Here is a 26856-nt window from a genome sequence, read left to right on the forward strand (position 1 = left end):
AAGCTGATGTGGAACCAGGGCGCCAAGACCACCGTGCTCGCGGTCGAGGTGGCGAGCCCGAAGTTCTTGCGGATCACCGAGAAGTCGCACGACAGCGGCGAGGTATCCGTCCGGCGGCTCATGAAGACGCGGCTGGTCGCCCGCGTGACCAAGCCCCTGCCGTACAGCGTCGGGGCCGCCGTGGCGGCGTCCGGACTCGACCTCGGGGACGTCGTGGAGTACGACGAGCGCACCGTGCAGGGCCCGGACGGACCCGAGACCGTACCGGCCGGACGCGGCCCGCTGCGGGATGTCTGGTTCAGCGGCGGGGAAGTCGTCGCCCGGGTCGAGCGCGAGGACGGCATCATCGACGCCCCGCCTCTGGACAACCTGCGCCCGGCGGCCGGCCGGACCGATGAGGCCGAGGAGCCCGCCGTCTCCTCCGCCGAGGTGGCCGCGGCCCTGCTGTGCGTCGCCGACTCCGTGGCGGAGTACATGGATCGGTGGGATGTGTCGGAGGTCCAAGATGTATGGGTCAGCGGGTCTATGACCGCCTACGCGGCCCACGGACTGACGCGCGGCACCAGCGTTGCGGAGTACGCCGCCCTGCGCCAGGCGGCGCGGGACGCTGGGCGCCTGCCGCACGTCCAGGCGGTGACCGGGGCCGTGCGGGTTGCGTTGGCCGCCCACCTGGAGGCGTCCGGCCGGATCGACGGCTTCACCCCCGGAACGGTTCGGGAGCTGGCCTACGCGATGCACCCCGCTGCCCGCACGGCTGAGCTGGCCCGGCAGTTCCCCGCCGGTGAGATGGCGGTCTACGAGGCCGAGGGCGAGCCGCGAGACGTGGTGCTGGTGAAGGGGGAACCGGCCGAGGACGGCACCGTCGAGGTCGACAGCGCCCGCCACCAGGGTCAGCGGCGTGTGCCGCTGGCCGCGCTCTCTCCGCTGCCGGAACTGCCGCCGGAGCCGGAGGGGAAGCTCACGGACTGGTGGGTGGTCTTCGACCGGACCGGGAAGGAAATCGCCCGGGTGCAGGCCACGATGCGGGTACTCGCGGTGGAGGCCGCCGAGGAGCACCCGGTGGCCGGGCCGGTCTACCGCCGGGAGGGCGGGGTGGCCACGCGCCGCCTGCGCACCTCCGAGCTGGCCACCGAGGTCGGGACGCTGACGGCGCCGCCCCGGGTCGCTCCGGCCCTCCGGACGGTCGGCACCCACCAGATCGGCGGCCGCACGGTCACCGTGCAGGCGGGGTACACCCGGACGTCGATCCCGACGCGTCTGCGCGAGTCCGGGGCCCCCGGCCAGATGGTCTCGCTGCCCGGCGGAGAGCTCCGGTGGCGCCTGCCGGACGGCACCGAGCTGACCCCGGGCCAGGCCGCGAAGAAGTTCCTCGGCGACTGACCCCCGCCCGGGGGCCGGGGCGCGCCCGCCCGTGCCCCGGCCCCCGGCCCCCGGCCCCCCTCCCCCTTCCCGTTCCGTTTCCCGTGAGGACCGCCATGCCCGCCACCGCCACCACCGTCGCGCACGCCTACCAGGCCCGCACCACCGACTACGACGGCTCCGTCTCCGAGCGGCCGCTGACCGCCGCCGAGGCAGACGACCTCATCGCGTGGGCGATCGTCGAGAAGGACAAGGTCGACCCGGACACCGACCGGTCCGGCCGCCTCACCATCACCCGCACCGTCACCGGCTGGACCACCGCCACCGGCACGGACCGGCGCACGCTCCGCCGTGTCGTCCGCCTGAAGCCGACCGTCAAGCCGCGACGGCTGACCGAGCGGCAGTATCAGGACCTGGACCTGGTCGTCGGCGAGGAGTACAGCTCCACGCCCGCGCGGCGCGACCGAGGGCGCGTGCACGCGGGGTTCGGCTCCATCCCGCCGGCGGCCGCCGAGCGGCTGTTCGCCGCGGGCTGGCTCACCGAGGACCCCGACGGCACCGTGCTGGTCTCTTCGCCGGCCGCGTCGCGATGGTGCTGCACCAGCACCGCACCGAGACCGGCCACATGGGCACGGACAAGGAGATCACGCGGGCCGACGGCGTCCGCGTCTGGGCCCCGGGCATCCCCCTGTACCTCGCCCTCTGCTCCTGCGGTCACCGCGACGACCACCACTACGAGGAGCAGGCGACGGCCCAGGCCGCATCCCGCGCCCACCGCGCCGAACACCTCCGCGCCCTCTTCGCCTGAACCCCCCGGCCCGGGCGCGGCCTAGAGCCGCGCCCGGGACTGGCCCCACGTCCTCTCGTATCGATCCTAGGAGCACCACGTGAGCATCCGACCCAGCGCTCAAAACCTCTTCGGGAACCGTGAGTTCATCATCATCGGTCAGGACACCGGCGTCGGCTACTGCCTCTGGGAGGTCGCCCCCGCCCCCCTCGACCCCGTCAAGCGGGCAGTTGCTCTGGAAGAGATCGAGTACGACACCTACGACGCCTCCGGCAGCGTGCACACTGAGTTCGCCCCTAGCGCCGGCGTGGCCGTCAATCAGCTCGTTGCCGCGCTGCGCGAGAGGTCCGGGTCCGAAAGTTACGGCCTCACCCCGGACAGCCAGCTCGACAGTTACCTCGATGCCGCCCCGCCCCCTGTTGCGGAGCCTTACGGCCGGGCGTACAGCCGCGCCGCCACCGCTCGCACGACCTACCGTGTCAAGGCCAGCAGCGTCCCCGGCCGGTCGAGGTTCAACGTCGACGGCCTTCCTCTCCGCCGGTTCTCCCACGAGACGAGGGACAGGGTGCGAGCGGCGATCGTGAACAGCGGGCTGGGCTGGCCCGCCGCGAACATTCTGGTGAACCTCAGCCCCGAGGACATCCACGTCACCAGCGACTCTGGTGCAGGCGCCAGCGGCTTGGACCTGCCGATCGCAGTCAGCCTGCTGACCGCGATCGGGCACCTCTCCTCGTCTTCCCTCGTAGGTGTCACCCCGATCGGCGAACTCGGGCTCGACGGCGGGCTGCGCGCCCCGTCCAGCATGGGCAGCAGCATGGCCGCCGCGTCGGCGTCGGGCGCGACTACCGTCATCGTTCCGCCCGACGCGGTGCCCAGCGTCCGTGGCCTTCGGATCATCACGGCCGCCTCGCTCACCGAGGCAGTGGGGCTGCTGGCCGCCCACCGGCACCACCCGGAGGGCTGCGCGCACTGCGGCGATGAGGCCCCCGCCCACCATCCGTGCACCCCGCAGGCGCTCTGCCCGTCCTGCCGGGGCTAAGCCTCAGGGGCGCCGGGCGGCCCGCCTTGGCTCGCCCGGCGCCCCCTCCACGCCGGTGCGGCCCCGCCGGCGCTGCTCCAGCGTCCACCGCGTGTCGAGCCGGGCCGTTCCCCCCGTCTCCGCCCCTGAGGAGTCTCACCATGCAGAAAGAGCCCCTGTTCGACCTCGCCATCCTCCAGGCACCTGGACAGCTACCCCGCCCCGCCCCCGCAGCGCCGAAGTCCAAGCCGAGCGGGAGGAAGGCGCGGACCGTGCACGCTTCGGTCCCGCTTGCCCCGTGGACGACCGTGCCGGACGAGCTGATCCGCGATACGGACTGGGTGGTGGTGTCGAGCAGCGGAGGGAAAGACTCGCAGGCGATGCTCTCGTACGTCGTGCGGCGTGCGCGGGCCCTGGGCATGCTGCACAAGGTGGTCGTAGTCCACGCGGACCTCGGCCGGGTGGAGTGGGCGGGCACAAGGGAGCTCGCCGAGCGCCAGGCGCGCCTCGCCGGGGTTCCGCGGTTCGAGGTGGTGCAGGCCAAGGGTGCCGATCTGCTGGACCGGGTGGAGATCCGGCACGGCAAGCTCAAGGCAAAGGCCGAGGAGGAGGCGCGGGCGCGGGGCGAGGACCCGTCGACGGCCAAGGTGGCGCCAGCCTGGCCGTCGAGTTCAGCGCGCTGGTGCACCCCGGACGCCAAGCGGGGCCCGATCCGGACCCTGTACACCCGGCTCACGGCGGAGCTGGCCCACCTGGGGCGGCCGGTGCGCATCCTGGAGTGCATCGGGCAGCGGGCGGCCGAGAGCCGTCAGCGGGCAAAGCTCGCCGAGGTGGAGATCAACCAGCAGGCGAGCAACGGAAAACGGCACATCACGACGTGGCGGCCGATCCATGGGTGGAGCGACCGGCGGGTGTGGCGGGAGATCGCCCGGTCCCGGCTTCCGTACCACCCCGCGTACGACTGGGGTAACCGGCGCCTGAGCTGCGTGTTCTGCGTCCTCGGCTGCACCAGCGACCTGGTCAACGGCGCGCGGCGCGTCCCGGAGCTGGCGGCCTCGTACGCCCGGATGGAGATCACGGTGGGCGCCGACTTCAAGGCGGGGCTGTCGATGCGGGAGATCATCCGGCGTGCCCAGGTCCTGGAGGCTGCGGAAGGTCCTGCCGCGCGGCCACCGGCCGGTACGGCGATGGCCGCCATCGTCGGCCAGGCCGTGACCGCGAAATACCGCCGGAGGCAGGAGGCGGTGTACGGCCTGCCTGTCTGATCTCGCGTTTTCGCAGGTCAGAGGGGGGTTCACACCACACCGCTACGCACTATTATTGATGTTGTTCAGGGGTGACGCCCCGAACTCCCAGAAGATCAACGGAAGGCACAACGATGAACTTCGCCCGCCGAACACCGGTGCCCGGCACGGGAAAGCGCCGGTACCACAGCAGGGAGAACCGCGCGGGGCGCCCCAATGGGGTGATCAGCTCCTCCCGGGCCCTGCCCCACCGGTGTGCGGACGAGGGCGACAGCGGCCCGGCCTTCCGCCGGAAGCTACGACGGGTCGAGAACCGCATGTGGCGCGCCGAAGCTGCCGCCGACGTCAGCCTCTGACCCCACAGGCCGGGGGGCGGAGCCACTTCGCCCCCCTCTCGTCCAAGGAGGTACTCGGTGCCCGTACTACATGGTTTCGTCTCTCTCGGCGGCCCGGCCTTTCCGGCCCGGTTCGACCCGCGCCGTCGGTGGAAGGGTTCGGAGAACCCGTACTTCACGCTGTGCACGGTCCGCGACGTGGCCGCCTTCCTCGCAGAGTCCGCGCGGCACGAAGGCCGGTACGGCCTCGACGACACAGTGCACGTGGTGGACGACGCTCCTGACGGGCTGGGCGGCCGGGGCCCCATGGTGGTGCACATCCGCTGGCCGTACCTCGGCGAGCCCGGCAGCGTCTCGATCATCCCCAACGTAGATGGCTGGTACGGCGTCGGGGGGTTCGAGTGGTGCTGGTACGCCGTCAGCCCCCAGTCCGCCGCGCGGACCGGCGCCGGGGCCGACCCGCTCAGCGACGCGCGGCATCGTCTCATCGCGGCGGCGGTGCGCGACACCGCCGAGGTTCTGCGCGCGGTTCTGCCGGAGGCCGCAGCCCTCTTGGTGGACGTGGAGGACGGCGCCCCGATCCGGAACGTGGTGTGCAGCGACGGCACGTGCGCTCTGGAGTGCTACGACACCGAGACGCTCGGCGAGGCGGACCAGATTCTCGCGAGCAGCCTCGACTGGCTCCTGGGCGGTGACGACCCCTCCGCCCTGGGCTGGGCCCAGCTGTCGACGCGCCGCCTCATCATCCCCCTTCCCCCGGTATAGGCCGCAGCGCCGTACAGCCGCCCGGAGGGGCGGGGCGCGCCCCCGGCTCCTCCCCTCCGGGCCATCTCGAAGGAGACCACCTTGTACTGCTCGAACTTGCTCTTCGGCCTTGTGGCGCAGAGCGCTGAGTCCGCCACCCGAACGGCTGACCACCGCACCTCCGCCTCGGATGCACGGATCGCTCTGTGCGTCCGGTCCGGGGTGGACCTCGACGACATCGATCCCGCGTCCGGCCTCAACTACTCCCGCTCGGCCTACGAGGCGGTCCGGGCTTCCCCTGGGTGGACCTGGTCGCGCAGCACGGCGCCAGCGAGACCTACACCCTGCCCAAGCTCCGGGCTGCGCGCTCCCTGTGGGAGCAGAAGCGGCCGTGTTTCACCCTGGGCGACGACTGGATCGTGGCGGCGTTCGAGGCGCACCGCGCCTTCGTCGCGTCGGGGGGCCTGCCCTGCGCCGTGCGGACGTGCGCCGTCCACTACCCCGCCCCCGCCCGGATCACCGCCGGCCCGGTCTAGGGCCGCTGTGACCTTTCCGTCCCGGCACCGGCGCAGACCGATTCTGGTCTGCGCCAGCCCCGGTGGGCGGACGCACACCACGGGATGCCCCGGCAGCCGGTGCGTGTGCCGCCGCCTTGCACCGGCGTCGCCCCCCCTCCCTCTGATTGGAGTCACCAGATGTCAGCCCGCCGAAGGCCGCACGTGTGCCGCCTCTCGCCTTCCCAGGTCGACTACCTGCTTCGGCCCATCGATGAACAGCGGGTCCAAGTTCTCGACGATAAGGGGGCGTTCCTCAACACATGGGATGTCCGCCGCTGGCTCATCCGTATTTTCGGGGTGGGCGGCTGGGGTGAGGAGACCCTGGATCTCACCCTTCTTCGGGATCAGGCTCGCCCCACGTCCGAGGGCCTGCGGCATGACGTGGCATACCGGGCGCAGGTCCGTCTGCACACCTACGCGCCGTGCGGTCACCCTTTGCCCACGACTGACCAGGCCGCGGCCTGCGGGACGAGCGACATGCCGGACTACGCAGCGGCCCACCACGAAGCCCTCACCAGCGCCCTGTCGACGGCCCTGAAGCGGTGCGCGATCAACCTGGGCGACACCTTCGGCCTGTCCCTGTACAACCAGGGCTCTCGTCGCCCGGTGGTGCAAGCGATGCTGCCGTACGACCCGAGGTCCCATCCGCCGGCCGAGGACGCCCCCCTCCCCCGGGAGGCCCCCGACCCGCAGGGCGAGGGGGCGAAGCACAGCGGCGAACCGGAGTTGGGAGCGGAGGCGCGCTCGCTGATCGCTGAGGCCGCAAGCTCCGGGGTGGACGCCGAGGACGTGCACCGGGCGTTCAGGGAGGCGTTCGGCCACGGCCTTGAGGATGCAACCCCCGGCGAGATCAAAACCATGGTCGACGCCCTGGACGAAGCCGGGAGCGACACGTGAAGGAGGCAGGCATGAACGACCCGGACAGGCCCGAGCGGGAGCTGTCTTCTGTGGCCCGGCGAATCGTTCAGGCGGTTCGCAATCCGGGCTCGACGGCAACGTCCTCCTCCCCTGCCGACTCGGCGGGCAGCGCCAGCGAGGCACCGGTGGAGGACTTCACGGAGGCTGACGAGCAGGAGTTGGCCGAAGGGCTGAACGAGGAAGCTTCGCTGCGCTGGCTCAAGGAAGAGGCCACGGCGCGGTACAACAAGCGCAGGGCTCAGAACGCTCTGCTCGTGGCCCGGGCGAAGAAGGCGAGGCGGACGATTCCCGAGGAGGCCGCCGGGCCGGACGGGCGCTCCGTCGCCATGGTCACTTCACCCCGGTCGACGCTGGCGGTGCGCGTGACCAATCGGGCTGCGTTCGCCGAGTTCATCGCCGGGATCGCGCCCGGGGAGGTCGAGCCCGTGGTGCGTGAGGCGTACTTCAAGAAGCTGGTCCGTCAGTGGGTGAAGCGAGGCGCCTGCCTGGTGGAGGTGACCGATGAGAACACCGGCGAGGTCCGGTCGCTGCCAGCTCCCGGTGTCGAGGTGTACCGGAAGGCCAGTTCTCATGCGGTCCGCCTGATCGCGGCGGACCCCGAGTCCGGAGTGGAGGGCGGCGCGGAGCTCATGGTGGCGCAACTGTCTCGGGAGTGGCTTCAGCGGCTTCTCGGGCGAGGAACCGCTGACCGGTAGCGGGCCGGCCACGAGGGGCGCACGCCCGAGAGGGCTCTTGGGTGACGGCCCCAGGCGGGGCCGTCACCGTGAGGGGGGGTTCACAGGAACCCGATAGACACTATTATTGAAGTTGTTCGGGGGTGACGCCCCGAGCTACCCCGAAGATCAACGAGGAGTAGCACACATGACCACGAAGACCTCCACCAAGAAGCCCGCGAGCAGCCAGAAGCCCGCCCTTCCCCCAGGCATTCCGTTCCAGCCTCCCGCCCACGCCGTCTCCCTCGACCCCGCGCTCCTGGTCCGCGACACGTGCAACGCCCGGGAGACCAACCCGGAGCCGAGCGCGGAGCAGATCGCATCGATCAAGGCCCTGGGGGTGCAGGACGCGATCTCCGTCCGCCCCCGGCCTGACGGAAAGTTCGGCGTCTTCAAGGGGTGGCGCCGTGCGCAGGCCGCCCAGGAGGCGAACCGCACGGCGAAGGCCGAGGGCCGCGACCTCCAGGAGGTCAACGCGTTCGTCTGGGAGGAGCTGACGGACCAGGACGGCTGGACCCGGATGCTGTCTGCCATCGAGAACATGCACCGCGACCCGATGGCTGACCGGGACAACGTGGCCGCGCTCGAACAGTGCCTGCTCGACATGCCGAAGGAGTACCTGGCGACCGCGTCCAAGGCGCTGGGAGTCCGCCGTGGCGCCGCCGCGCACGCGAGGGCCGCGCAGCGCCTGGACGACGCGACCCTGCGCAAGGCCGCCGGCCAGGGGCTGGACCTGGAGCAGATGGCGCACCTCGAAGAGGTCGCGAAGGTTCCCGGCGCAGAGCGCCGACTGCTGGAGGCACGCGCGAAGGACGGCGACTCCGGGAAGCGGGGGCACTGGGACCAGGCCATGGCTCTCCTTCGTGCCGAGCTGGCCCACACGCAGAAGCGCGCGGACGTGCTCACGTCGCTGAAGGAACAGGGAGTGGAGGTGCTGCGTACCAGCTACTCCTGGGAGAAGGACCCCTCCCGCCCCCTGACGGAGCTGATCACGCCGCTGGGCAACGACCTGACAGCCGAGGCGCACCGGGAGTGCCCGGGGCACCGGGCCACGGTCGACGACGACAACGAGGTGGTGTGGCACTGCGCCGACCCCGGCCAGTACAAGCACCGCGTCCGCCCCGAGGCCAAGGAGCCCAAGCGCAAGCTAAGCCCCGAGGAGTCGGCGCAGCGGCGCCGGACGATCGAGGGGAACCGTGCCTGGGACGCTGCACGCGAGCCCCGCTACTCCTTCATCACCTCCCTGTGCCGGGGCGCCAAGATCCCGGAGGAGGCCAGGGCGTTCGCACTGCGCACGCTCCTGGAGCTGCCCTCGGTGTACGCGAAGTACGCAGCCGACCGGGAGACCGTCAAGGTGCACGGCTTCATGGGCAAGACCGCGAAGGAGTCCAGCCGGGACTGCGGCGATCTGCTGGCTCTGCCGAAGGCGAAGGAGTCCGCCCTTCTGGTCGCGCACGTCGCCGCCGCCTACGAACACTCGATGGCTGACCGGAAGTGCTGGATGGACCTCGGTCGGCGGCGCGCCTCCTGGCTGCTGCTCCTGGAGCAGCTGGGCCACACGCTCAGCGAGGTGGAGCAGGAAGCGGTGGCGCGGTACCGCACCGCCACCGGCAACCAGGGCTGATCTGCGGATCTCTCGGTTGGGGTGAGGCCGAGCCTCACCCCAACCGGGGCCAACCGCAACCCCAACCACCGGGCAACCACCTGCCCAACCACGAACCAACCGCGGGGCTCCGAGTCATGCGTCCACCCCTCGCAGCGCGTACCGGGCGCCCCGCAGCCCACGCGCCCCCAGCCCTGCCCCCGCCCCGATCGGAGTGATCATGCCGCACCCCGCCAGCATCCAGATCGTCGGTGACGTCCAGGGCAGCGTCGAGAGCCGCTTCACCGACAGCGGCATCGTCGTCACCCGCTTCCGGCTCGTCAGCAGTCCTCCCCGGTGGGACCAGGCCCAGGGCTGGGTTTCCGGCCCGCCCCTTCACTACGTGTGCACGGCCTGGCGCGACCTGGCCCGCAACGCGGCCGAGTCTCTGATCGAAGGGACCTCCGTTCTCGTCTTCGGCCGCATCACCGAGGTGCGCGAGGACACGCAGTGGCTGAGCGTGGACGAACTCGGAGTCAGTCTCCGCGCCCGTATCGCGTACACCGAGGAAGCCCTGCCGGGCCCCGCTGCCGCCGCGCCGGTGAAGAGCGCTCCCGCCACACCCCCGAGGCCAGCGCCGCGCCCGCCGGCGCCCGGGGCGGCGCCCGAGCCCACCGAGGCCCGAGTCCTGCACAACGCCGCCGGATACAACGCCGCCGGATGGGGCCCGGCAGACATCCGCCCGCGCCCCGCCGACTTCCGCCCCGCCCCGAACCACCTCTAGCCGGAGCTGAACAACCCGTTGCGCTCCGGCTCCCGCCCCACGAGGAGAGCCGAACATGTCCGTCCTGCCCCGCGCCATCCCGCCCAAGTTCACCAAGCAGCTTCGAGACGCCCTCGCCCAAGCCGGCGTCCGCTGCGTCCCGACGCTCAAACCCGGCAGCAGCATCGCCCTCTCGCTCACACACCAGGGACGCCCATGGGAGGTGCGCTACATCGCCCAGGAGGCCAACGACCTCCCCGTGTGGCAACTGGTCGGCCCTGGCCAGGAACGGGGGCCGCTCGCACTGACCGAGGACGTCGTCGCCACGATCACGGCCCCTCCCCCCGCCCCGGCTCCACCCGCCCCGGGCACATCATCCCGCGCACCGCGAACCCACCTGGGCTTCCCCGTCCCGGAATTCGTACGCGCCAACTGGCACTCCGAGCGCGCCTACTGGTGGCGCCTCGGGGTCGCAACCGCCGTCGGCAAGCTCCCCGCCAACCGGCCTCGCCCCTGACCTCCCCCGCCCCCACGCCACCACAGAAGCGCTGCTGCACCTCAACCACGAACCAGGAGACCGCCATGACCGACTCCCCCACCCCGACCTCGGTCGACACGCCGTTCGGCCCCATGCACGTCCAGCGTGTCGAGACCCGCACCGCTGAGCCTCGAAGGAACTGGACCACGACCTACACCGTGCAGGGCCCTCGTGTCTCGGGCCTGGTCCACATCGAGCCGCACCACGGCGGCACGTTCGAAGTCCTGCCGAGCCGCTTCCTGGTCCGCGTGGCCGATGACCCGTGGGATGAGCACCAGGCCCATTTCACCGTGAACGGCGTAAGCATCTCCCGAGGGACCCGCCTTCTCGGTGTCTTCGCCCCGGAAGACGTGGACCGCTTCTCCCTCCACCGTTTCGACAAGCGCTCGGGATACCGTGAGGAGATCTCCGACGCTGGGCAGGCGCGCGCCTGTACCGCACTTCAGGCCGTCCTCGGCGTCCACATGGCCACCATTCACCTGGTCTGGGCGCACGCCAACGCCCACGCGGACCACCACCGTCCCTCGCGTCGCGCCGAGATCGCAGAGAGCCTGCGGGAGGCGCAGGAGAGGGCCGCCGAGGCGCAGCGGGACATCGAGGCGCTCCACGGCCGGCTCGGTGCCCTGGCAGAACGCGGCTCCATCCTCGATGCCCAGCGCCGGGTCGGCCACCTCCTTCAGGCTCTCCTCGACACCACCGCCCCGGGGCACCACCAGATCCTCTGCTCAGCTTCTCTCGCCGGGAATCTCCAGACCGCGATTCTGCTGGTGGACACCCGCACCGGTGCGACCTTCCGCCACGACGAAGCCTCCGCCGACTTCACCGCCCTGCTCGCCTACGCCCTGGCGCAGACCACCCCCGGCGGGCTCGTCATGCGCAGCCGGGTCGACGGCCGGCCGGAGGAGGTGCGTGGGTGGCGCCTTCGAGCAGGCCGCGCCTGGCCCCTGACCGCCGCCGAGGTCTTCGACGCCTACTGCACCGACCACGCCACCGGCGACCTGCTCTCCCCCGAACCCGGAGTCGAGTACCGCGCAGGCACCCCGCTCGACGACGACCACCGCCCCGAGCCCGACCACTGAACGACCGAGGGGGGCGTCCCCGACCTCAAGGACGCTCCCCTCGGGCTGCAGGGGCGGCAGGACCGCCCGGACTTCGTCACCTCCGAAGCTCTTCTGAGCGAGCGGCGCTACTCCGGGCCTCCCCTCCCCTCCCCTCCCCTCCCCTCCTTCGCCCCTGCGCCCGTACGGAGACCACCAAGATCCCCAGGTCAGGCAATGCGGCCGTGTCCTGGAACAGGTGGCTCCAGCCCCGACGCCTCGTCCGCACGAGAGGAAGGTGGTCATGGGTATCGCCACTTCGAACCCGACCCCGCCAGTTCTGCCGACGTTCCTCCTCGGCACCCACATGCCGGCCTGGACGCGCGACTCCCGCTTCCTCGGAGTAACCCTGTTCATCTCCGTGAACCGGCTTCGCCGCGGTGGCCCGCTGCCCCCCCTCTCGGCACGACGTGTGCCTGGACTCCGGAGGGTTCACCGAGCTCAAGCAGTACGGGACCTGGCGCACCGGCCCCGAGGAGTATGCCGCTCTTGTCCGACGCCTCCGCGCCCAGTTGGGTGAGGAGCGGGTGCGGTGGGCCGCGCCTCAGGACTGGATGTGCGAACCGCAGGTGATCTTCGGGGCCAACCACCATCTGCCGCCTCATCACCCGCAGTACTTCCGCGGCACGGCCCCGCACCACTCCGGCCGGGCCGGCCGCACGGACCGGGAGTTCGACCTGGCGGTTCGGCTGCACCAGGAGCGGACGATCGAGAACTTCCTGGAGCTGCGCCGGCTCGCGCCCGACCAGCCGTTCATCCCTGTCCTCCAGGGCTGGGCTCCCAGGCACTACCTGCGCTGTCTCGATCTGTACGGGCAGGCCGGCGTTGCGCTGGAGCGCGAACCACTGGTTGGCCTGGGCTCGGTGTGCCGTCGGCAGCACACCGCCGAGATCGGCAACCTCGTCCAGGCCCTGACAGCGGCGGGCCTGCGCCTGCACGGCTTCGGGGTGAAACGCGAGGGCCTCGCCCAGTACGGGCGGTACCTTGCCTCAGCCGACTCGCTCGCCTGGTCCGCGGGGGCCCGGTACAACCCTCCGCTGGCCGGGCACCTCCACAAGAGCTGCTCCAGCTGTCCAGAGTGGGCTCTTCGCTGGTACGCAGACACACAGGCCGTTCTCCGGCACACATCCCCCTGAGGAGGATCTACTCATGACAACGATCTTGACCCTGTGCGGAGCCGCCGAACAGGCCACCGAGGACGAGCTTCTCGCCCTGCTTCGCCAGGCCCGCGATCTGTACGAGGCCGGCCTCGCCGCCGCTCGCGCAGCTCCGTACGGCTCTGCCCGTGCGGTGGCCGAGTTCAAAGAGTGGGCAGGAACCGCCGAAGCCATGGCCTACGACCGCATGGTCGAGCTCGCTGCTCACCGCGGCGTCACACTGGTGCGCGAGGAGCTCTGACCGCTTTCTACTCGCCCGGACCAACCGAGTTGCACGACAAGTTCGCGGAAGCGGGTGCACACCCAGCCTAGATGCTCTAATATTTGCGTTGTTCACGCCGCCGGAGATCGGACGTTCCCCATGCCTCGCGTCGATGCCGACGAAATCGGCGCAGCACACCAGCTCACCGCGAAGCAGGTCCGTTCCCTCTATGCGGCTCGCAAGAGCAACGGCTTCCCCGAGGCCAAAGGAACCCGCCCGGGCGCCGGCAAGCGGCCGCAGAGCGAGTGGGAAGAGGCAGAAGTCGACGCTTGGTTCGCCAGGCGCCGGAAACCTGCCTCCGCTCCCGGCCGAGCGGTGCAACGCGACCCCGGCGAACTCCTGACGGCCGCCGAGGCCAGCCGCCGACTGGGGTACAAGAACCCTGCGCAGCTGAAGACCTACTTCGACAAGGGCTCTTTCATCGACCCCGACGAAGAGGTGGAGTCCCCCGAGTCCGGCAGGGTGCGGCGCCGATGGCGCGCCGACCGCGTGGACGCGTGGAACGAGAATCGGCCGGGGCAGGGCAGGAGGGCGGGTTCCTCCGCGCGCCAGCCGTCGGCGACCACCGCGGCCACGGGGGCGCCGGATGACCTCATCGGCGCTGCAGAGGCTTCCCGCATCCTCGGGCTGGGCGGGGTGAGCTCCTTCGACACCACGTTGTACAAGGGCGATCTCCCTCTCCTCGCCCAGCCGGCCAGCACCAGGCTGAACGGTCGGCGCGTGCGCCGCTGGCGCCGCAGCGTTGTTGAAGAGCAGGCTGAGCAACGTCGTCCGCAGCCTCAGCCACCAGTGGAAGGCGAGGGCGACAATCCCTTGCTGACGGCCGAGGAGGCCGCTCCGCTGTTGGGGTACGCCAACGCGAAGAGCCTGCGCACCATGATCGCCCGCGGTGCGCTGCCGCACCTCGCCCGGCCTGATGATCCCGGACCGCCGGCCCGCTGGAAGAAGGCCGCCGTTCTGGCTCAGGCACGAGCGAAGGCCGGCCATGTAGGCTAGGAAGAGGAGTGGACATCCGGAATGGGCAGTCAGTTGATCGCCCTGGGGCCGGATGACCCACACGGTGGTCGGTATGGAGGGGCTGTCAACCTCTCCCCGCCTACGGCGAGCCGGCCACCGCCTCTTCTTCAAGAGGGGGCCGCTGTCCTGTCCGGGCAGCGGCCCCCTTTCTTTCGTTCTGGACTCAGCAGCCCGCAGGCGCTTTGTCTACGGGCAGGTCGGAGAACTGAGAACGGGACAGGTCTGCTACGACCTTCACGGCCTTAGACCGGCTGCCCCGGTGGCGCGAGACGGAGATCTGAGCCGGCTGCCGCGTCGGCTCAGGAAGTCCAAACCGAGGGAAGAGGTGCTCCGGATACAGGCCCGGGTCCGGGGACCGGTCGTACCTGCCCTCGCGGTGTTGTGGGGCGAAGTAGGCAGGGCGGTGAAAGAGCATCACGGTCTTCGCTCTCGGCATGATCTGCTCGGCGTGGACCATGTCGGTGACGCGGGGCCGGCGATCTTCGCGCTCCAGGAGCGCCTGGTCCAGCTGCTCTACGAGGACCACGGCCAGGTTCTTCTCCTCGGCGAGATGGGACAGCCCGTCGAGGATGACTTCCACTCCCCGCTCCCGCGAGGTGGTGTGGGGCGTGTTCATGAGGCCGAGGTAGTCGACGACCAGGATGTCGGGCTTCGCACCCGTTCGCTCGTACCGGGCGTGCAGGGCCTGGATCTCGGCAAGCCCCGGGGATGCCATGTCGCCGCCGATGTAGAGGGGCGCGCTCTGTACGGCCAGGGCGGTGTGGGCGACCGTGGCCAGTTCGGTGTCGTCGCATCTGGCCCGCAGGAGCTTCTCGGTGGGCACCCCCGATTCGGCGGCGAGGATTCGGTGGGTCAATTCGACGTGCGACATCTCCAGCGACACCACCAGGGCCATCCGCCTGAGACGGATGGCCGCGTGCCGCGCGAAGGCGAGGCCCAACATGGACTTGCCCATGCCGGTGCGGGCCGCAAGTACGGCGAGTTCCCTCCGCCGGAGGCCGCCTCCGAGGAGACGGTCGAGGCCGGTTAGGCCGGTGGGGATGAAGGTGGCCGCGCTAAGGCGGGCAGCCGCTTCTCGGCGAGAGCCTCCCCCGGCGCGCTGCACCCGGGCGTTGGCGAGCTTTCGGGCGTGGTTGCTGACCACGTGGTTCCGTTCGGGCGCGGCTGGTCCCGTGCCCTGCGCGCCGGAATTGATCCGCCGGGGACGCTGAGGTGGTGCGTGGCACCCGGGGCATCGTCGCCCTGGGCAGTCACGGGTCTGCGGCGGGCTCGCCGGACCGCCTCAGCGGCGGCCATCGCGGAGATGCTAGCACCGATGCGTCCCGATTTGTGGGCCTAACCAGCGGGCCAACCAGCCCAGTTGTGACCAGGCCGCGATGTCGGTTGGGGGAAGAGCGTGCGGGGGTGGTTGGGGCCGCCGGGTTGCCTCAGGACGTAGCAGTCCAGTCAACCCAGGAGCCCTGTGATGGTCTTGAAGAAGCGTAGGAAGGCGCGGCCGCGGCCGGCCGAGGGGTCGGTGACGCTGGCCGCGATGCGGCGGCGGGTGACCCTGGTGCGCGCCGGGGTGTGGTGCGCGGTGGCCGCGGGGCCGATCGGTCTGGTGGTGGCGGCGGTTCCCGCGCCCGCCCCCGCCCCGGTCTCGGTGAGCCGGCCGGCTCCGCGGGCCGCAACGGACCCGGACGGGCTGGCGGAGATGTTCCTCTCGGCGTGGCTGCGCTCGGACATGGCCGGCAACGGTGACGCGGAGCGAGCCGTTCAGGTCATGGGGCCCTCCGTGGGTCTGCCCAAGGCTGCTCGGGGAGAGGGCGCGCCGAAGCCCTTCGTGGCGGAGCGGACCGCTGCGGTGCGCAGCACGACGGTGGCCGCGGGCCGGTGGCGGGTCATGGTGGCCGCGCAGAGCGCGGAGGGGGAGACCCGGTTCTACGCCGTGCCCGTGGAGGCCGACGCCACGCTCTCGCAGGTGCGGGTGAGCGACGCCCCCGCACAGGTCGCGGCCCCGGCGCTGCGGAAGGCCGGCTCGGAGCGCTACTCGACGCAGGTGCGCTCCGGGAGCGCCTTGACCAAGTCGGTGGAGCAGTTCCTGGCCGCGTACCTGTGCGGGGTGGGCGAGGTGGGCCCGTACCTTGCCCCGGGGACTCGGCTTGGGCCCGTTGATCCGGCACCGTTCACCACGGTCGAGGTCGAGGCCGTACGGGCGCAGAGGCAAGGGGCGTGGGACGAGCCGGCTGATGGGGTCAAGGCACGGGTCCAGGCGCGAGTGACGGCCGCGTCGGCGGCGGGTGAGGTGCCGCTCACCTACGAGCTTGAGCTGTCCGCGCGGGCGGGCCGGTGGGAGGTGTCCGGTCTGGAGGCCGGTGCGGGCGCGGAGCGGGGTGCCCGGTGAACGGCGTGATGCTGGCTGGTGCGCTGGAGGATCTGGGTGACGGCTTCATCGCGATGCTCAGCGGCTGGGGTGACGACGGGCTCCAGGCCGTGCTGGTGGCCATCGTCGCGATCACGGCGCTTCGGACCCTGTCGATGAAGTCAGCCATCGGGGCCATCCTCTTGTTCGTCGTGGCTCTGGGTATCTACCGGTCGCAGGACAGCCTGTCGGACGCGTTCGAGGACGAGGTGAACAACCCGGCGAAGGCCGCGGCCTCGGCGCCGGCACTCCCTGGTCCTGGTGGTGGGGCATGAGCGCGGTCAGGACCAGCAGCACTTATACGTTCGCTCGGCGGTTCCCCAGCGTGATCGGCCGGCTGGGTGACTGGCACGTGCCGTTCGGGCCGTTCACCCCGGCGCAGCTGATCGTGCTGGCGCTCGGCACGCTGGCGCTGGTCTACACGGCGTCGTGGTGGTGGGCCGTGCTGGGTCCGGTGCCGCCTCTGGCCCTGGGCTTCGCGGTCTGGGCTCTTCGCGGGGCGAAGATCGCCGGCCGGGACCCGGTGATGGCGGGCCTGGGGCTCGTCGTCGGCGCGCTGCGGCCGGTGGGTGGCCGTGTGGGTGGCCGCGCGGCACGCGATCGACGCTCCTCGCCGGTGCTGGGTGGATTCGTCGTGCAGGACCTGGTGGGCGGGGGCGAGCCGGAGAGCAGCGGCTCGGGGGCTCGGCGGGACGTTCAGCGGGTGCCGGGTGAGGGCGTTCAGGCAGCTCTGGTTCCGGTGACGGAGCTGGAGCGGCTGGTGGCGGGACTGGGAGGACGGCGATGAGGGTTCCTTTCCGGCACGTAGCCGGTCATCTGGTGTGGGCGGCGAGCGGCACGGTCTGGGCTGTGTGGCGGCTCGATCCCAGTGCGGGTGAGGGGCGGGCGCAGGGGGCGTACGTCCCGGCGGAGGTGCGGCAGGAGCTGCTGGGGCAGGTGACGGCGCTGATTCGGTCTCTGCCCGGTGAACCGCGCGTTTTCGGTGTGTGCGCGCAGGTCGACCCGGCCGAGGTGGCCTGGAAGATGATGGACGGCGTCGACGAGGACGACCCGCGCTCTCTGCCCTGGCTCGACCACGTCGAGTCGGCGGTCGAGCTGCTGGACGGGCAGGAGATGCATCAGCGTGTCCTGTGGCTGGCCGTGCCTCTCGATCAGCCGGGGCGCCACAGCTGGCACGGGGTGCTCGACTCGGTGTGGGCGGACGTGGCGGCGCCGCTGGGGCTGCGGGCGCGGCCGGTCTCCGAGGAGCAACTCGATTTCTACCGCGAGAAGGCGGAGCAGGTCGAGGCGCAGATGGGTGGGGCGCTGGGTCTTCGTCCGGCGCGGCCGGCGGAGATCGTGTGGTTGGTGAAGCACGCGTTGCACCGGGGGTTGGAGGAGCCGTTGCTGGCCCGGGCTGAGGAGTCGGGTCTGTACGGGTCCGAGGTGGGGGCGGGCGGCGCGTTGCGGTCGCCGTCGTACATGGAGCTGGGGCAGGTGCGTCTTGCCGAGGGCGGCGTGGCGGCGGTCCCGGCCGAGGACGAGCAGGAGACTGCCCGGTCGAAGCGGGGAGCAGGTGGGACACCGGGGTGGCTTCGCCGGGGCGAGGGGTCGCCGGTGGCGAGGCGGTGGTTGGAGGTCGAGGTCGAGGCCGGGACCGGCTACCAGGCGCAGTTGGTCCTGTCCCAGATGCCGAGGCAGGTGGCGGCCGACTCGGCGGACATCTTCACGCAGCTGGAGGAGCTGCCGTTCCCGGTCGACTACACGATCGACACGAAGGTGGTGACGTCGGAGAAGGCCCGGCGCCAGGTCGAGCGCAAGCGCAACGATCTGGTGGACCAGTCCACGCAGTACACCCGGCGGCCGACCGGCGCGCCCCCGGCGATCCTGAGCGCCGCCAAGGACCTCGGGGAGGTCGATGCGCGGCTCGGTGCGGGTTCCGAGGTCGAGGTGCAGTCCGTGGTGGTCCTCACCGTGTGGGGGCCGACGCCGGAGATCTGCGAGGCACGTGCCCGAGCACTGTCGGCGTCGTTCGCGGGTGCGGACTACCGGTTGGTCCGGCCGGTGGGGTTGCAGGAGGAGCTGTTCCGGGTGGGGCTGCCGGGAACGGTGAGCAACTGGCGGACCGTGGAGTTCCGGCAGCACCATCTGAGCGAGGACTGGGCGATGCTCGGGGCGTTCGGCCGCACGGAGGTTGGCGACCCGACGGGGATGCTCCTGGGGCTGGACCTGGACTGCGGGACGAGCCGGCCGGTGCTGGTGAATCTGTCGGACGCTCCGAAGGCGGACGCGTCCGCGTCGCTGGGAGTCGTCGGGGACCTGGGCTCGGGCAAGTCGGTGATGCAGAAGCTGCTGACCGCGTCGGTGGTGGATCGCGGAGAACGCGCCATCGTGATCGACCGGACGCCGATGCGGGAGTGGGCGGCGTTCGGCCAGGCGGTGGCTCCCGGTCGGTGTCAGGTTATCGATGCGGCCGAGGCCCGGCTGTCAATCGACCCGCTGCGGATCTTCGGTAGGTCGACTGCCGCGCGGTACGCCACGTCGTATCTGACGCTGCAGCTCGGCGTGGGGCCGATGTCGCCGACGGGCTCGGCGGTGAACCGGGCGGTCAAGGCGGTCGCGGGCGGCCCGGACCCGTCGATGTCGAAGGTGCTGGGTGAGCTGAAGCGGGCGGAGGCGTCCGCGGAAAGCCCGGCGCGGCGGAACGCGGCGGCCGAGGCCGCCGACCTGCTGGGGATCGTCTCCGAACACCCGCTGGCGGCGATGGTCTTCGACCCGACGCTGCCGGCGCTGTCGCTCCGTGGCGACATGGACGCGGACCTGATGGTCATCACCACCGCGGGGCTGACCCTGCCGCCGAAGTCGGCGTACGGGAACGCTGAAGCGCTGGCGCAGCAGCCCCTGGAAGCGCTGATCGGCCGGGCGCTTCTGTACGTGATCGCCGCCCTGGCGCGCGAGACCGCGTTCGCGGACACGACGCGGTTCTGCTCGATCGTCACCGACGAGGTGTACTGGCTGACGAGCTCGGCCGAAGGGCTCTCGCTGGTGCACGAGGTGCTGCACGACGGGCGCAAGCACCTGGCCGGGTTGATCGCCGGCGCTCACGATGCCGAGGAGCTCGGGCCCGACCGTGGGCTGATGGCGTACCGGGTGCTGACCCGCACCGCCGACGGAGAGCGGGCCCAGCGCGGGCTGAAGTTCCTGGGGCTGGAGCCGACGAAGGAACGCGTCCGCCTGGTGACGACGGACCTGGCGCCGGTGGGCCGCAAGGACCGGGCCGGCGAGGTCCTGCTGTGTGCCCCGCGACAGAACGTGGGCCGGGTAAAGATCCTGCCTCCCGCGATCGAGCGCGTCCGGGAGCGGCTGTTCACGACGCCAGGTGCGAGGCCGATGGGCGGGTCGTCGAACCGCCTGGTGAAGACGGTGCGTGAGGGGGCTCGGTCGTGAGCGGCTGGAGGTTGCGGTGGGTTCTGCGCGGGCGTCGGCGCGCGGTGGTGCACGTGCTGCTGTTGACCGTGGTGTTCCTGACGGTGAACACGCAGGTGGCGTGGGCAGCTACCGGCGGCGGTAGCCAGGAGGGCGGGCTCCTCGCACCCTTGCTGCAGATCAAGACGTCCGAGGGCATCCCGCTCTCCGGCTACCAGATGGGAGCGGGCGGCTCCTCTCTGTCGATGGGCCAGTCCTTCCGGGTGATGGTCATCGGCGGGCTGTTCACGCTGGTGGTGCTGCTGGTCGGGCTGGCGTGCTGGATGGTCGAGTTCGCGTTCCGGTTCCCGCTTCTGTCGCTGCTGATGGAGCCGGCGCAGAAGGCGGCTGACGCGTACAACGACGCGGTGGTCGACCGGCTCGGTCTCAAAGGGCTGATGCTCTCGTGGGGGTTCGCCTTCGGGCTGATCCTGTTCGTGCGGGGCCGGGCGGCGCGTGGTCTGGGGGAGATCGCGTTGACGCTGCTGCTGGGGGCGTTCGCGGCTTCGGCCTTCATCCGACCCGATGTGCTGCTCGGCGTCGACGGGCCCTTGGTGAGCTCGCAGCGGGCCGGCGCGGAGGTGTCGCAGGCGGTCGCCGACTCCTACGACTGGGGCGGCAAGGTCTCCCGTGATCTGCCCGGTCCGTGCGCGACCAACGCGAGCGGTGCCGAGGTGGCGTGCGGCGCGGGCGAGGAGTGGGCGCCGGTGAAGCCCGGGAGCCAGGCGGCGGCCGTGGCCCGCCCGATTCAGGACGCCGTCACGAACGCGATCGTCGTGAAGCCGTTCATGCTGCTCCAGTACGGGCAGCTGCTGGACCCCGGCAAGAAGGACGAGAAGGCGGCGTACGAGGCCCACGTGAAGTGGGTGACCGGCAAGTACGCGCCGATGACGAAGGCAGAGGCCGAGGAGGAGTGCAAGGACGTCGCGACGAAGCCGATGCGGGATCTCTGTGTGGACGAGACGCTCGGGAGGACTCCCCCGCTGACCCCGGTCGACGTGGTCAAGGAGAAGTTGCAGGAGGGGACGGCGGTCCTCTCCCCCGAGGACCAGGCCCTGACGGGGCTCACCGATGATCTGAAGAAGAACGGCGGCGCGGTGGGCAAGGAAGCCGCCGCCTACGCGAGCGACCCGTCGTGGGAGCGGGTGTCCGGTGCCCTGGTCCTGCTGCTTGCTGCGATTCTCGTCGCCGGGATGCTGATGGCGACCACGATGGTGCTGCTCGGCGCCCAGGCCGGCGGAGCGGGCGCGTCCGCGGTCGGCGGCGTCGTCTTCGTGTGGAGCATGCTGCCCGGGCCCAACCGCCAGATCGTGTGGAAGTGGTTGGGGCTGTGGTTGGTGGCGACGCTGGCCACGTTCGCGGCCTGTCTGTTCGTGCCGTTCTACGGCATGTCGGTCGACGCGGTCCTGACCGACGGCCCGGACCTGATGATCGAGCGTCTCCTCCTCCTGGTCGCCCTGGCGCTGCTCGGCGTGTTCTTCCACCGGGCCCTGTTCCGGGCCCTGTCCGGCTTCGGGCAGCGCCTGGCGCAGCGGATGCGGTACCTGAAGGTCGGCGGTACGCACCTGCCGGGCGACACCTCGGAGATCGGCGCCGCCCTCGGGGCGCATGCGGCCGGCGGATACGGCGTCGGAGGGGGTCTGGCGATGCCCGGGGCCTACGGCCTGGGGACCCGGCACGGGTTGCTCTCGCGCGCCGGCGCGATGCTCGACGGCAGCGGCATGCCGATGGACCCCGGTGCCGTCGTCGGCCAGGGGCTGGCCGAGGCGCGTCGCGGTCTGGCGCCGCTGGGCCTGGCCGTCGGGGCGGGTGCGCTCGGGGCGAAGCTGGGGCTGCGCGGGGCCCACGGTCTCCTGGTCGGACGACGTCCGGACCAGGAGTCGCTGGACCGGATGCGGCGGCCGGTGGCTACGGGCGACACTCGTACGCCCCGCCCGTCGTGGCAGCGGTACGGCGGCGGGCCTGGGCAGCACGAGGGGGGCGAGGAGCGCGAGCTCGTCGACCCGCAGACGGGTGAGGTGGTCCGGGTCGGTGGGGACAACCACGGCGAGGACGAGCGCACCGGTCTGGGGACCCGGGTGCACAACCGGGCTGTTCGGCTTCGGGGGTACCGCGTCCTGAGCCGGGCGGGCCGGCTGGCCTACCACTCCACGTACGGGCTTCCGGCAGCGGTGGGCAAGAGGTCGTCGAGGGCAACGCAGGACGCCCGGGAGCAGTGGACCAGTACGCGGACCCGGCTTCAGGAGGACGGCCAGGCGTGGCGGCCGGTCGGCAGGACGGTGGCCCGGGCCGGGCGAGGCGCGGTGACGCTGTCTCAGCGGGCTGCGGTGGCCGGTTACCTGGCCGAGCAGCAGGCAGCCGAGAGCGTCGGGCGGATTCAGGAGGCAGGCCACCGCGGGGCGGCCCGCGTGCGGGCCGGGGCACGGTCGGCGTCGCTGACCACGGCGCTGGTGCTGGGCCGCACGGCGAATCCGCCGAGTTCCGCCTCCCGGCCCGTGCCGGGGGCTGTTCGTCAGGTCTCGTCCCCGTCCGATGACCACCAGCGGGTTCTCGATGCGCTGGCCCGGGCCCGTGAAAGCGGATCGGAGGACGGTTCGTGAAGCGGTTGCGCCGGTTGGGCTGTCTCGGTGTGCTCCTGGTCCTGGTCGGGGGGTGCGCGGCGCAGGTTTCCGCCTTACACCAGCAGCTCGTCGGCTTGTCGACTCTCGCGGAGGAGGATCAGGAGACCTTCGATGCCGGGGAGGGCAACGGGGACGGAATCCCGCCGAGGATGCTCCAGGCCTACCGGTCGGCGGCCGGCCAGGCAGGGAAGTTCGCGCCGGGGTGCCGGGGGATGCGGTGGCCGATCCTGGCGGGGATCGCACGGATCGAGTCGAACCACGCGGCCGGCCGGTCGGTGTCGGAGAGCGGGGACATCCGTCCGAAGATCTACGGGCCCCTGCTGGACGGCGCCGGGGTCGGCGGGAACACCACCGCGCACCCGGACACCGACGGTGGCCGCTGGGACGGCACCGCCCGCGGGGAGCGGGCGGTAGGCCCCTTCCAGTTCATCCCCGCCACCTGGGCGTCCACCGCCCCGGCGGGGCACCGTGACCCGCACAACGCCGACGACGCCGCCTTGGCCGCGGTGATCTACCTCTGCGGCCGGGGCCGCGACCTGCGCTCGGAGAGTCAGCTGGAGGCGGCGCTCTTCCAGTACAACCGCTCGAAGGTCTACGTCGCCGACGTCCGCCGCTGGATCGACCAGTACTCCGCCGGAGGCGGGACCGGGTCGACGAACCTGGAGGGTGTGAAGGGCAAGGCCCGGACGGTTCTGGAGGCGGCGCTGTCCCAGCGGGGCGTCCCGTACTCGTGGGGCGGGGGCGACGCGAAGGGCAAGAGCACCGGCAGCTGCTGTTCCCCCAGCGGCAAGTCGGGGGCCTCCATCGTGGGATTCGACTGCTCGGGGCTGACGACGTACGCCTTCGCGCGGGCCGGGATCAGCCTGCCTCGCACGGCCAGCGCCCAGTCCCAACGGGGCAATCGGCTGTGGACGTTGAAGCAGATGGCCCCTGGCGACCTGGTCTTCTTCTCCTACATCCCCGGCCAGGACAGCGCCATCTATCACGTAGGGATCTACCTCGGAGACGGGAAAATGATCAACGCTGCGCGTCCGGGCACGAGGGTCCGGATCGACCCGGTGGCGTCGATGTCGGGGTTCGCGGGGGGTGCGCGGCTGTGGTGAGCACCGAATCTGGCGGGCTACCGCGTGTGCGGGCCGGCGGGGAGCGGCCCCGGACACCGGGAGAGGACGGGCCGCGCCGTACGGGGCTTCTCGCGCCGGCGGCCGCCGTCGCCCTGGCGCTCCTGGGGATGTGGCTCCTGCTGCCCGATCAGGACGGCGGAAGCAACGCGGCTGCTCCCAGCGCGGTGCGCGCCGCAGAGGAACGGGTCGAGGACCCGGCGTCGGTGCCGAGCCTGCCGGCTGCGGAGGCGAGCAGCTCTGGCTCGCAGCCGCCCTCGGCCGGTGCGAGCGCAACGCCGCCGTCGGAGCACGACGGGGCGGCTCTCGCTCCTCCCGGGGAGGGCCCGGCCGGGGACCGGGCGCTGCGCCGGGAGCTGGCGCGGCTCTCGCCTCCCGATCTGGCGCCGGCGGTGGAGGAGGAGCTTGCCGGACGGGCCCGGCGGGAGCTGATGGACGACACCGCTGCTGTCTACCGGCAGGTCCGGGTCCAGGCGGCCCTTGCCCGCCGGGACGGGGCCGATGAGCGGGCGGTGGTGCACCTGGTGTGGGCCGGCAGCGGACCGGACGGCGAGTTCCGCGAGGGCCGCACGACGACGGTCCGCTACGAGGAGAAGGGCAAGGGGTCATGGGTACGAGCGGGACGGTGACGGCCATGCCGGTCGCGGACGGCGTGGTAACGGTGCTGAGCTGGCTGTTCAGCTTGCTGGAGTGGGGTTGGGACAACGTGTGGTGGTGGGCGCCGCTGGGGGCGGTGCTCGCCGCCGGCGGGTATGCCGGGCTGCGGCGGCTGGCCGATCATGCCTCCCAGGAGCGGACTGCGGTGATGCTGAAGCCGCGGCGTGGCTTCGAGCCGAGCCCGGAGGAGATCCACCGGTACGGGATACAGCTTCTCCGGGCCTCGGGGGCGGGCCCGTGGTGGGTGCCCCGGCGCGCCAGGACGGTGCGGATTCGCTTTCACGGCGACGGGGTGCGGGCCTTGACCTACACGGTGGAGGCTCCGGCGGGCGCCGCGCTGCTCCTTCGCCACAGCCCGTTCGGCGAGGACGTGGAGGTCTCGACCGTGCCGGTCGGGCGGCGGGTGAAGGGCAGGCACCGGGTCCGGGCGGAGTTCATGTTGCGGGGCGGAGGGCCGGCGGAGACGTCGCTCCGTGAGGTCCCGGCGATCCCGGACCCGCTTCAGCCGCTGGTGAACGCCCTCTCGGACATGCGCGCTGACCTCCACGATGTCGCCGAGGTGTGCTTTGACGTCCAGCGGCCCTCGCCTTCTCGGCTGAGGCTCAAGCGGAACAGCGCTGTGAACAAGGCGCGTTCGGAGCGCTGGCGGGAGGCGGCCCGGGCGTCGCGCTGGCAGCGGATGAACGCCGGGGGCGGTTTCGCGCAGGCGTGGTCGGGCCGCGCGGGTCGGCCTGCGGGAGGCTCCCTCGTTCTGTCGCCCGAGCAGGTCGACCGTAAGGAGGCGCTGGGCAAGCTGGCCGACGAGACGCCGGTGGTGCGGGTGCAGGTGCTGGTGCGGTGCTCCAGCGACATCGAGGGGCGGGCCCGGGCGCGGCTCCAGCAGATCCAGGCGGCGATGGACGTGTCGTCGGGATCGGCGCGGTGGTCGATGCGGGGCTGGCGGTTCGGGCCGGTGGCGGTGACGAGCGATCATCAGCCGTGGCGTGGCGCGTTCGACCACCGGTGGCAGACCGGGCAGGCGGCGCCGCCGTCCGCGAACTGGGTCGCGGTGGAGGAGCTGGCCGGGTGGCTCAAGCCCCTCACGGTGCACACCCGGATGCCGCTGCTGGAGGGTGAGGTCCCGACCTTTCAGGTGGGCAACCCCGGGCTGGTCCTTCAGGGCTGGTACCGGTCGGTGGACGGGCGGCGGCGGCTGCTGGCCACCGTCGAGTCGGAGACGCTCTTCGAGGTCGCCATCGGCAAGGCCGGCTGGGGGAAGACCGAGCGGGCCCTGTGTCAGGCCGTCGGCCTGGCCCACAGCGGCCGAGGTCTGGCGATGGTGGACCCGCACGGCGACACCTGGGCCCGGGCCGCGCCGTACCTGGCGCACCAGCACATCGCGGAGCGGGCCCTGCTCATCGACCTCGCGGACCGGGGGGCGAAGTCTCCGCTGGCGGCCTGGAATCCGCTCTCCGTGCACGACGGGACCGACGCGCACCGGGTGGTCGCGGACACGGTCGACACCGTGGCGCACACCCTGGGCTGGTCGGCGGCGACGGCGCCGCGCGGCTTGACGATCTTCACGCAGGCGGTTCGGGCTCTCGTGGCGGTCAACGAGGCGGCCTGCCGTGCGGGGAGCCCGGAGTGCCAGACCACGCTGTTCCAGATGGACCCGCTGTTCAACGACGCCGGGTTCCGGGACCGTGTGCTGGCCCGGCTGCCCGAGGACGAGCGCAAGTGGTGGCAGACCGTCTTCCCGACGCTGCCCGCGGACGCGGCGTCGATCGTGCTGAACCCCATCAGCCGGCTGGCGAGCGACCCGGTCTCGCGGGCCTTCCTCGGGCAGCCGGTCGGCAGTTACCAGATGCGCCGCGCCATGGATGAGCAGCAGGTCATGTGGATCATGCCGCAAGGGGGAGGGCCCACCAGCCAGCTCATCACCACGCTGATCCTGCGCGACATCCAGCGGGCGGCGTACTCGCGGCGCGACACCCCCGCAGGGGAGCGGGTGCCCTTCCGGCTCTACCTGGACGAGCTGCGCACCCTGCTGTCGGGCGGCGCCGAGACGGTGGCGCAGCTGACGGAAGAGGCCCGCAAGTTCGGGTTGCGGCTGCACGGGATGAGCCAGCTCCTCCAGCGGCTCCCGGAAGACGTGCGCGACACCCTGCTGCAGAACGCCTCGACGTTGTCGTCCACGGCCGGCTCGACGCGGGCGATCAGCCTCATGACGGCTGAGTGGGGCGAGCTGGTCTCCCCCGGCCAGGTCGCCGACCTGGCTCGCTACCGGCACTACATGACGATGACGGTGCGCGGCGAACGCGTCGGCCCCGTCCTGGTTGAGGGGCCTGTGCTGGAGGAGGTCTTCAAGGACCAGGAGCGCCGCCAGCACGTGCCCGCGCTCAACCGGGAGGCGCTGAGGAACGCGGGGGCGCAGCCTCGGGGGCAGCTTCTCGCCCAGGCCCGTGACCACCAGGAGACCGTACGGGTCTGGCTGAGCCAGACCACCCAGACGAAGACCCCCCAGTTGAAGGGATACCGGTAG

23 protein-coding genes and 1 pseudogene are annotated in these 26856 nt (G+C 71.7%); 23 read left to right on the top strand and 1 reads right to left on the bottom strand.

The annotated features are described in order from the left end of the window. The 15 genes and pseudogenes from Sdia_RS17655 to Sdia_RS17725 all read left to right on the top strand — a co-directional run. Window positions 1-1380 (top strand): annotated as a pseudogene (locus Sdia_RS17655) (hypothetical protein); the annotation flags it as partial. 95 nt (window positions 1381-1475) lie between these two features. Continuing rightward, window positions 1476-2192 carry a hypothetical protein gene (locus tag Sdia_RS17660; protein ID WP_189500847.1) on the top strand — a complete coding sequence of 239 codons (717 nt, stop codon included), beginning with the start codon at window positions 1476-1478 and terminating at the stop codon, window positions 2190-2192. A 54-nt stretch (window positions 2193-2246) separates the two neighbouring features. Further along, window positions 2247-3185 (top strand): magnesium chelatase domain-containing protein, encoded by a 939-nt coding sequence (locus Sdia_RS17665; RefSeq protein WP_189500845.1) that lies wholly within the window; start codon window positions 2247-2249, stop codon window positions 3183-3185. A gap of 140 nt (window positions 3186-3325) precedes the next feature. Beyond that, entirely contained in the window at window positions 3326-4429 is a 1104-nt protein-coding gene (locus Sdia_RS17670) for a phosphoadenosine phosphosulfate reductase domain-containing protein (RefSeq protein ID WP_189500842.1), read from the top strand. Between the two features lie 392 nt (window positions 4430-4821). After that, complete coding sequence (locus tag Sdia_RS17675) at window positions 4822-5508, top strand: hypothetical protein (protein WP_189500840.1); 687 nt, start codon at window positions 4822-4824, stop codon at window positions 5506-5508. A 281-nt stretch (window positions 5509-5789) separates the two neighbouring features. After that, window positions 5790-6023, top strand: a complete 234-nt coding sequence (locus Sdia_RS17680; RefSeq protein WP_189500838.1) for a hypothetical protein — start codon at window positions 5790-5792, stop codon at window positions 6021-6023. Window positions 6024-6182: 159 nt separating this feature from the next. After that, the gene (locus Sdia_RS17685) at window positions 6183-6941 is read left to right on the top strand and encodes a Rad52/Rad22 family DNA repair protein (RefSeq protein WP_189500836.1); all 759 of its coding nucleotides are present in this window, start codon (window positions 6183-6185) and stop codon (window positions 6939-6941) included. Between the two features lie 11 nt (window positions 6942-6952). After that, window positions 6953-7657 carry a hypothetical protein gene (locus Sdia_RS17690; protein WP_189500834.1) on the top strand — a complete coding sequence of 235 codons (705 nt, stop codon included), beginning with the start codon at window positions 6953-6955 and terminating at the stop codon, window positions 7655-7657. Window positions 7658-7823: 166 nt separating this feature from the next. After that, window positions 7824-9299 (top strand): ParB/RepB/Spo0J family partition protein, encoded by a 1476-nt coding sequence (locus tag Sdia_RS17695; RefSeq protein ID WP_189500832.1) that lies wholly within the window; start codon window positions 7824-7826, stop codon window positions 9297-9299. Between the two features lie 199 nt (window positions 9300-9498). Beyond that, on the top strand, window positions 9499-10041 hold the full coding sequence (locus Sdia_RS17700; RefSeq protein ID WP_189500830.1) for a single-stranded DNA-binding protein: 543 nt from the start codon (window positions 9499-9501) through the stop codon (window positions 10039-10041). Between the two features lie 55 nt (window positions 10042-10096). Then, window positions 10097-10537 (top strand): hypothetical protein, encoded by a 441-nt coding sequence (locus tag Sdia_RS17705; RefSeq protein ID WP_189500828.1) that lies wholly within the window; start codon window positions 10097-10099, stop codon window positions 10535-10537. A gap of 65 nt (window positions 10538-10602) precedes the next feature. Then, window positions 10603-11637, top strand: coding sequence for a hypothetical protein (locus tag Sdia_RS17710; RefSeq protein ID WP_189500826.1), 1035 nt, complete (start codon window positions 10603-10605; stop codon window positions 11635-11637). 428 nt (window positions 11638-12065) lie between these two features. Next, window positions 12066-12791: a deazapurine DNA modification protein DpdA family protein gene (locus Sdia_RS17715; protein WP_189500824.1), complete on the top strand. Its 726-nt coding sequence runs from the start codon at window positions 12066-12068 to the stop codon at window positions 12789-12791. A gap of 13 nt (window positions 12792-12804) precedes the next feature. Then, a complete protein-coding gene (locus Sdia_RS17720; protein WP_189500822.1) occupies window positions 12805-13053 on the top strand; it encodes a hypothetical protein in 249 nt (82 codons plus the stop codon). 120 nt (window positions 13054-13173) lie between these two features. After that, entirely contained in the window at window positions 13174-14070 is an 897-nt protein-coding gene (locus Sdia_RS17725) for a hypothetical protein (RefSeq protein WP_189500820.1), read from the top strand. A gap of 184 nt (window positions 14071-14254) precedes the next feature. Here the strand turns inward: Sdia_RS17725 and Sdia_RS17730 are convergent, their stop codons facing one another. Then, window positions 14255-15235: a DnaB-like helicase C-terminal domain-containing protein gene (locus Sdia_RS17730; RefSeq protein ID WP_189500818.1), complete on the bottom strand. Its 981-nt coding sequence runs from the start codon at window positions 15233-15235 to the stop codon at window positions 14255-14257. A gap of 327 nt (window positions 15236-15562) precedes the next feature. Here Sdia_RS17730 and Sdia_RS17735 point away from each other — a divergent pair, with 327 nt between their 5' ends. The 8 genes from Sdia_RS17735 to Sdia_RS17770 all read left to right on the top strand — a co-directional run bounded on the left by Sdia_RS17735 (window position 15563) and on the right by Sdia_RS17770 (window position 26856). Then, window positions 15563-16474, top strand: coding sequence for a conjugal transfer protein (locus Sdia_RS17735; protein WP_191835358.1), 912 nt, complete (start codon window positions 15563-15565; stop codon window positions 16472-16474). Then, window positions 16471-16767, top strand: coding sequence for a hypothetical protein (locus Sdia_RS17740; RefSeq protein ID WP_229831657.1), 297 nt, complete (start codon window positions 16471-16473; stop codon window positions 16765-16767). Before Sdia_RS17735 ends, Sdia_RS17740 begins: the two co-directional genes overlap by 4 nt. Then, on the top strand, window positions 16764-17279 hold the full coding sequence (locus Sdia_RS17745) for a hypothetical protein (RefSeq protein ID WP_189500813.1): 516 nt from the start codon (window positions 16764-16766) through the stop codon (window positions 17277-17279). The genes Sdia_RS17740 and Sdia_RS17745 overlap by 4 nt, the downstream gene beginning before the upstream one ends. Window positions 17280-17341: 62 nt before the next feature. Continuing rightward, window positions 17342-19918, top strand: coding sequence for an ATP-binding protein (locus Sdia_RS17750; RefSeq protein ID WP_229831656.1), 2577 nt, complete (start codon window positions 17342-17344; stop codon window positions 19916-19918). Then, window positions 19915-22536 (top strand): hypothetical protein, encoded by a 2622-nt coding sequence (locus Sdia_RS17755; protein WP_191835359.1) that lies wholly within the window; start codon window positions 19915-19917, stop codon window positions 22534-22536. The genes Sdia_RS17750 and Sdia_RS17755 overlap by 4 nt, the downstream gene beginning before the upstream one ends. A gap of 95 nt (window positions 22537-22631) precedes the next feature. Further along, window positions 22632-23660: a C40 family peptidase gene (locus tag Sdia_RS17760; RefSeq protein WP_229831655.1), complete on the top strand. Its 1029-nt coding sequence runs from the start codon at window positions 22632-22634 to the stop codon at window positions 23658-23660. Next, window positions 23657-24307: a hypothetical protein gene (locus Sdia_RS17765; protein ID WP_189500806.1), complete on the top strand. Its 651-nt coding sequence runs from the start codon at window positions 23657-23659 to the stop codon at window positions 24305-24307. The genes Sdia_RS17760 and Sdia_RS17765 overlap by 4 nt, the downstream gene beginning before the upstream one ends. Beyond that, window positions 24286-26856, top strand: a complete 2571-nt coding sequence (locus Sdia_RS17770) for an ATP/GTP-binding protein (RefSeq protein ID WP_189500804.1) — start codon at window positions 24286-24288, stop codon at window positions 26854-26856. The genes Sdia_RS17765 and Sdia_RS17770 overlap by 22 nt, the downstream gene beginning before the upstream one ends.

Source organism: Streptomyces diastaticus subsp. diastaticus (genome assembly GCF_011170125.1).
In the GTDB taxonomy this organism is placed as follows: domain Bacteria; phylum Actinomycetota; class Actinomycetes; order Streptomycetales; family Streptomycetaceae; genus Streptomyces; species Streptomyces diastaticus.

What these genes read in the sequence shown, in the direction of transcription:
- Sdia_RS17660 (WP_189500847.1), top strand. Translation starts at nt 1,476, where the DNA reads ATGCCCGCCACCGCCACCACCGTCGCGCACGCCTACCAGGCCCGCACC.
- Sdia_RS17670 (WP_189500842.1), top strand. Translation starts at nt 3,326, where the DNA reads ATGCAGAAAGAGCCCCTGTTCGACCTCGCCATCCTCCAGGCACCTGGA.
- Sdia_RS17685 (WP_189500836.1), top strand. Translation starts at nt 6,183, where the DNA reads ATGTCAGCCCGCCGAAGGCCGCACGTGTGCCGCCTCTCGCCTTCCCAG.
- Sdia_RS17690 (WP_189500834.1), top strand. Translation starts at nt 6,953, where the DNA reads ATGAACGACCCGGACAGGCCCGAGCGGGAGCTGTCTTCTGTGGCCCGG.
- Sdia_RS17695 (WP_189500832.1), top strand. Translation starts at nt 7,824, where the DNA reads ATGACCACGAAGACCTCCACCAAGAAGCCCGCGAGCAGCCAGAAGCCC.
- Sdia_RS17700 (WP_189500830.1), top strand. Translation starts at nt 9,499, where the DNA reads ATGCCGCACCCCGCCAGCATCCAGATCGTCGGTGACGTCCAGGGCAGC.
- Sdia_RS17705 (WP_189500828.1), top strand. Translation starts at nt 10,097, where the DNA reads ATGTCCGTCCTGCCCCGCGCCATCCCGCCCAAGTTCACCAAGCAGCTT.
- Sdia_RS17710 (WP_189500826.1), top strand. Translation starts at nt 10,603, where the DNA reads ATGACCGACTCCCCCACCCCGACCTCGGTCGACACGCCGTTCGGCCCC.
- Sdia_RS17720 (WP_189500822.1), top strand. Translation starts at nt 12,805, where the DNA reads ATGACAACGATCTTGACCCTGTGCGGAGCCGCCGAACAGGCCACCGAG.
- Sdia_RS17725 (WP_189500820.1), top strand. Translation starts at nt 13,174, where the DNA reads ATGCCTCGCGTCGATGCCGACGAAATCGGCGCAGCACACCAGCTCACC.
- Sdia_RS17745 (WP_189500813.1), top strand. Translation starts at nt 16,764, where the DNA reads ATGAGCGCGGTCAGGACCAGCAGCACTTATACGTTCGCTCGGCGGTTC.
- Sdia_RS17770 (WP_189500804.1), top strand. Translation starts at nt 24,286, where the DNA reads ATGGGTACGAGCGGGACGGTGACGGCCATGCCGGTCGCGGACGGCGTG.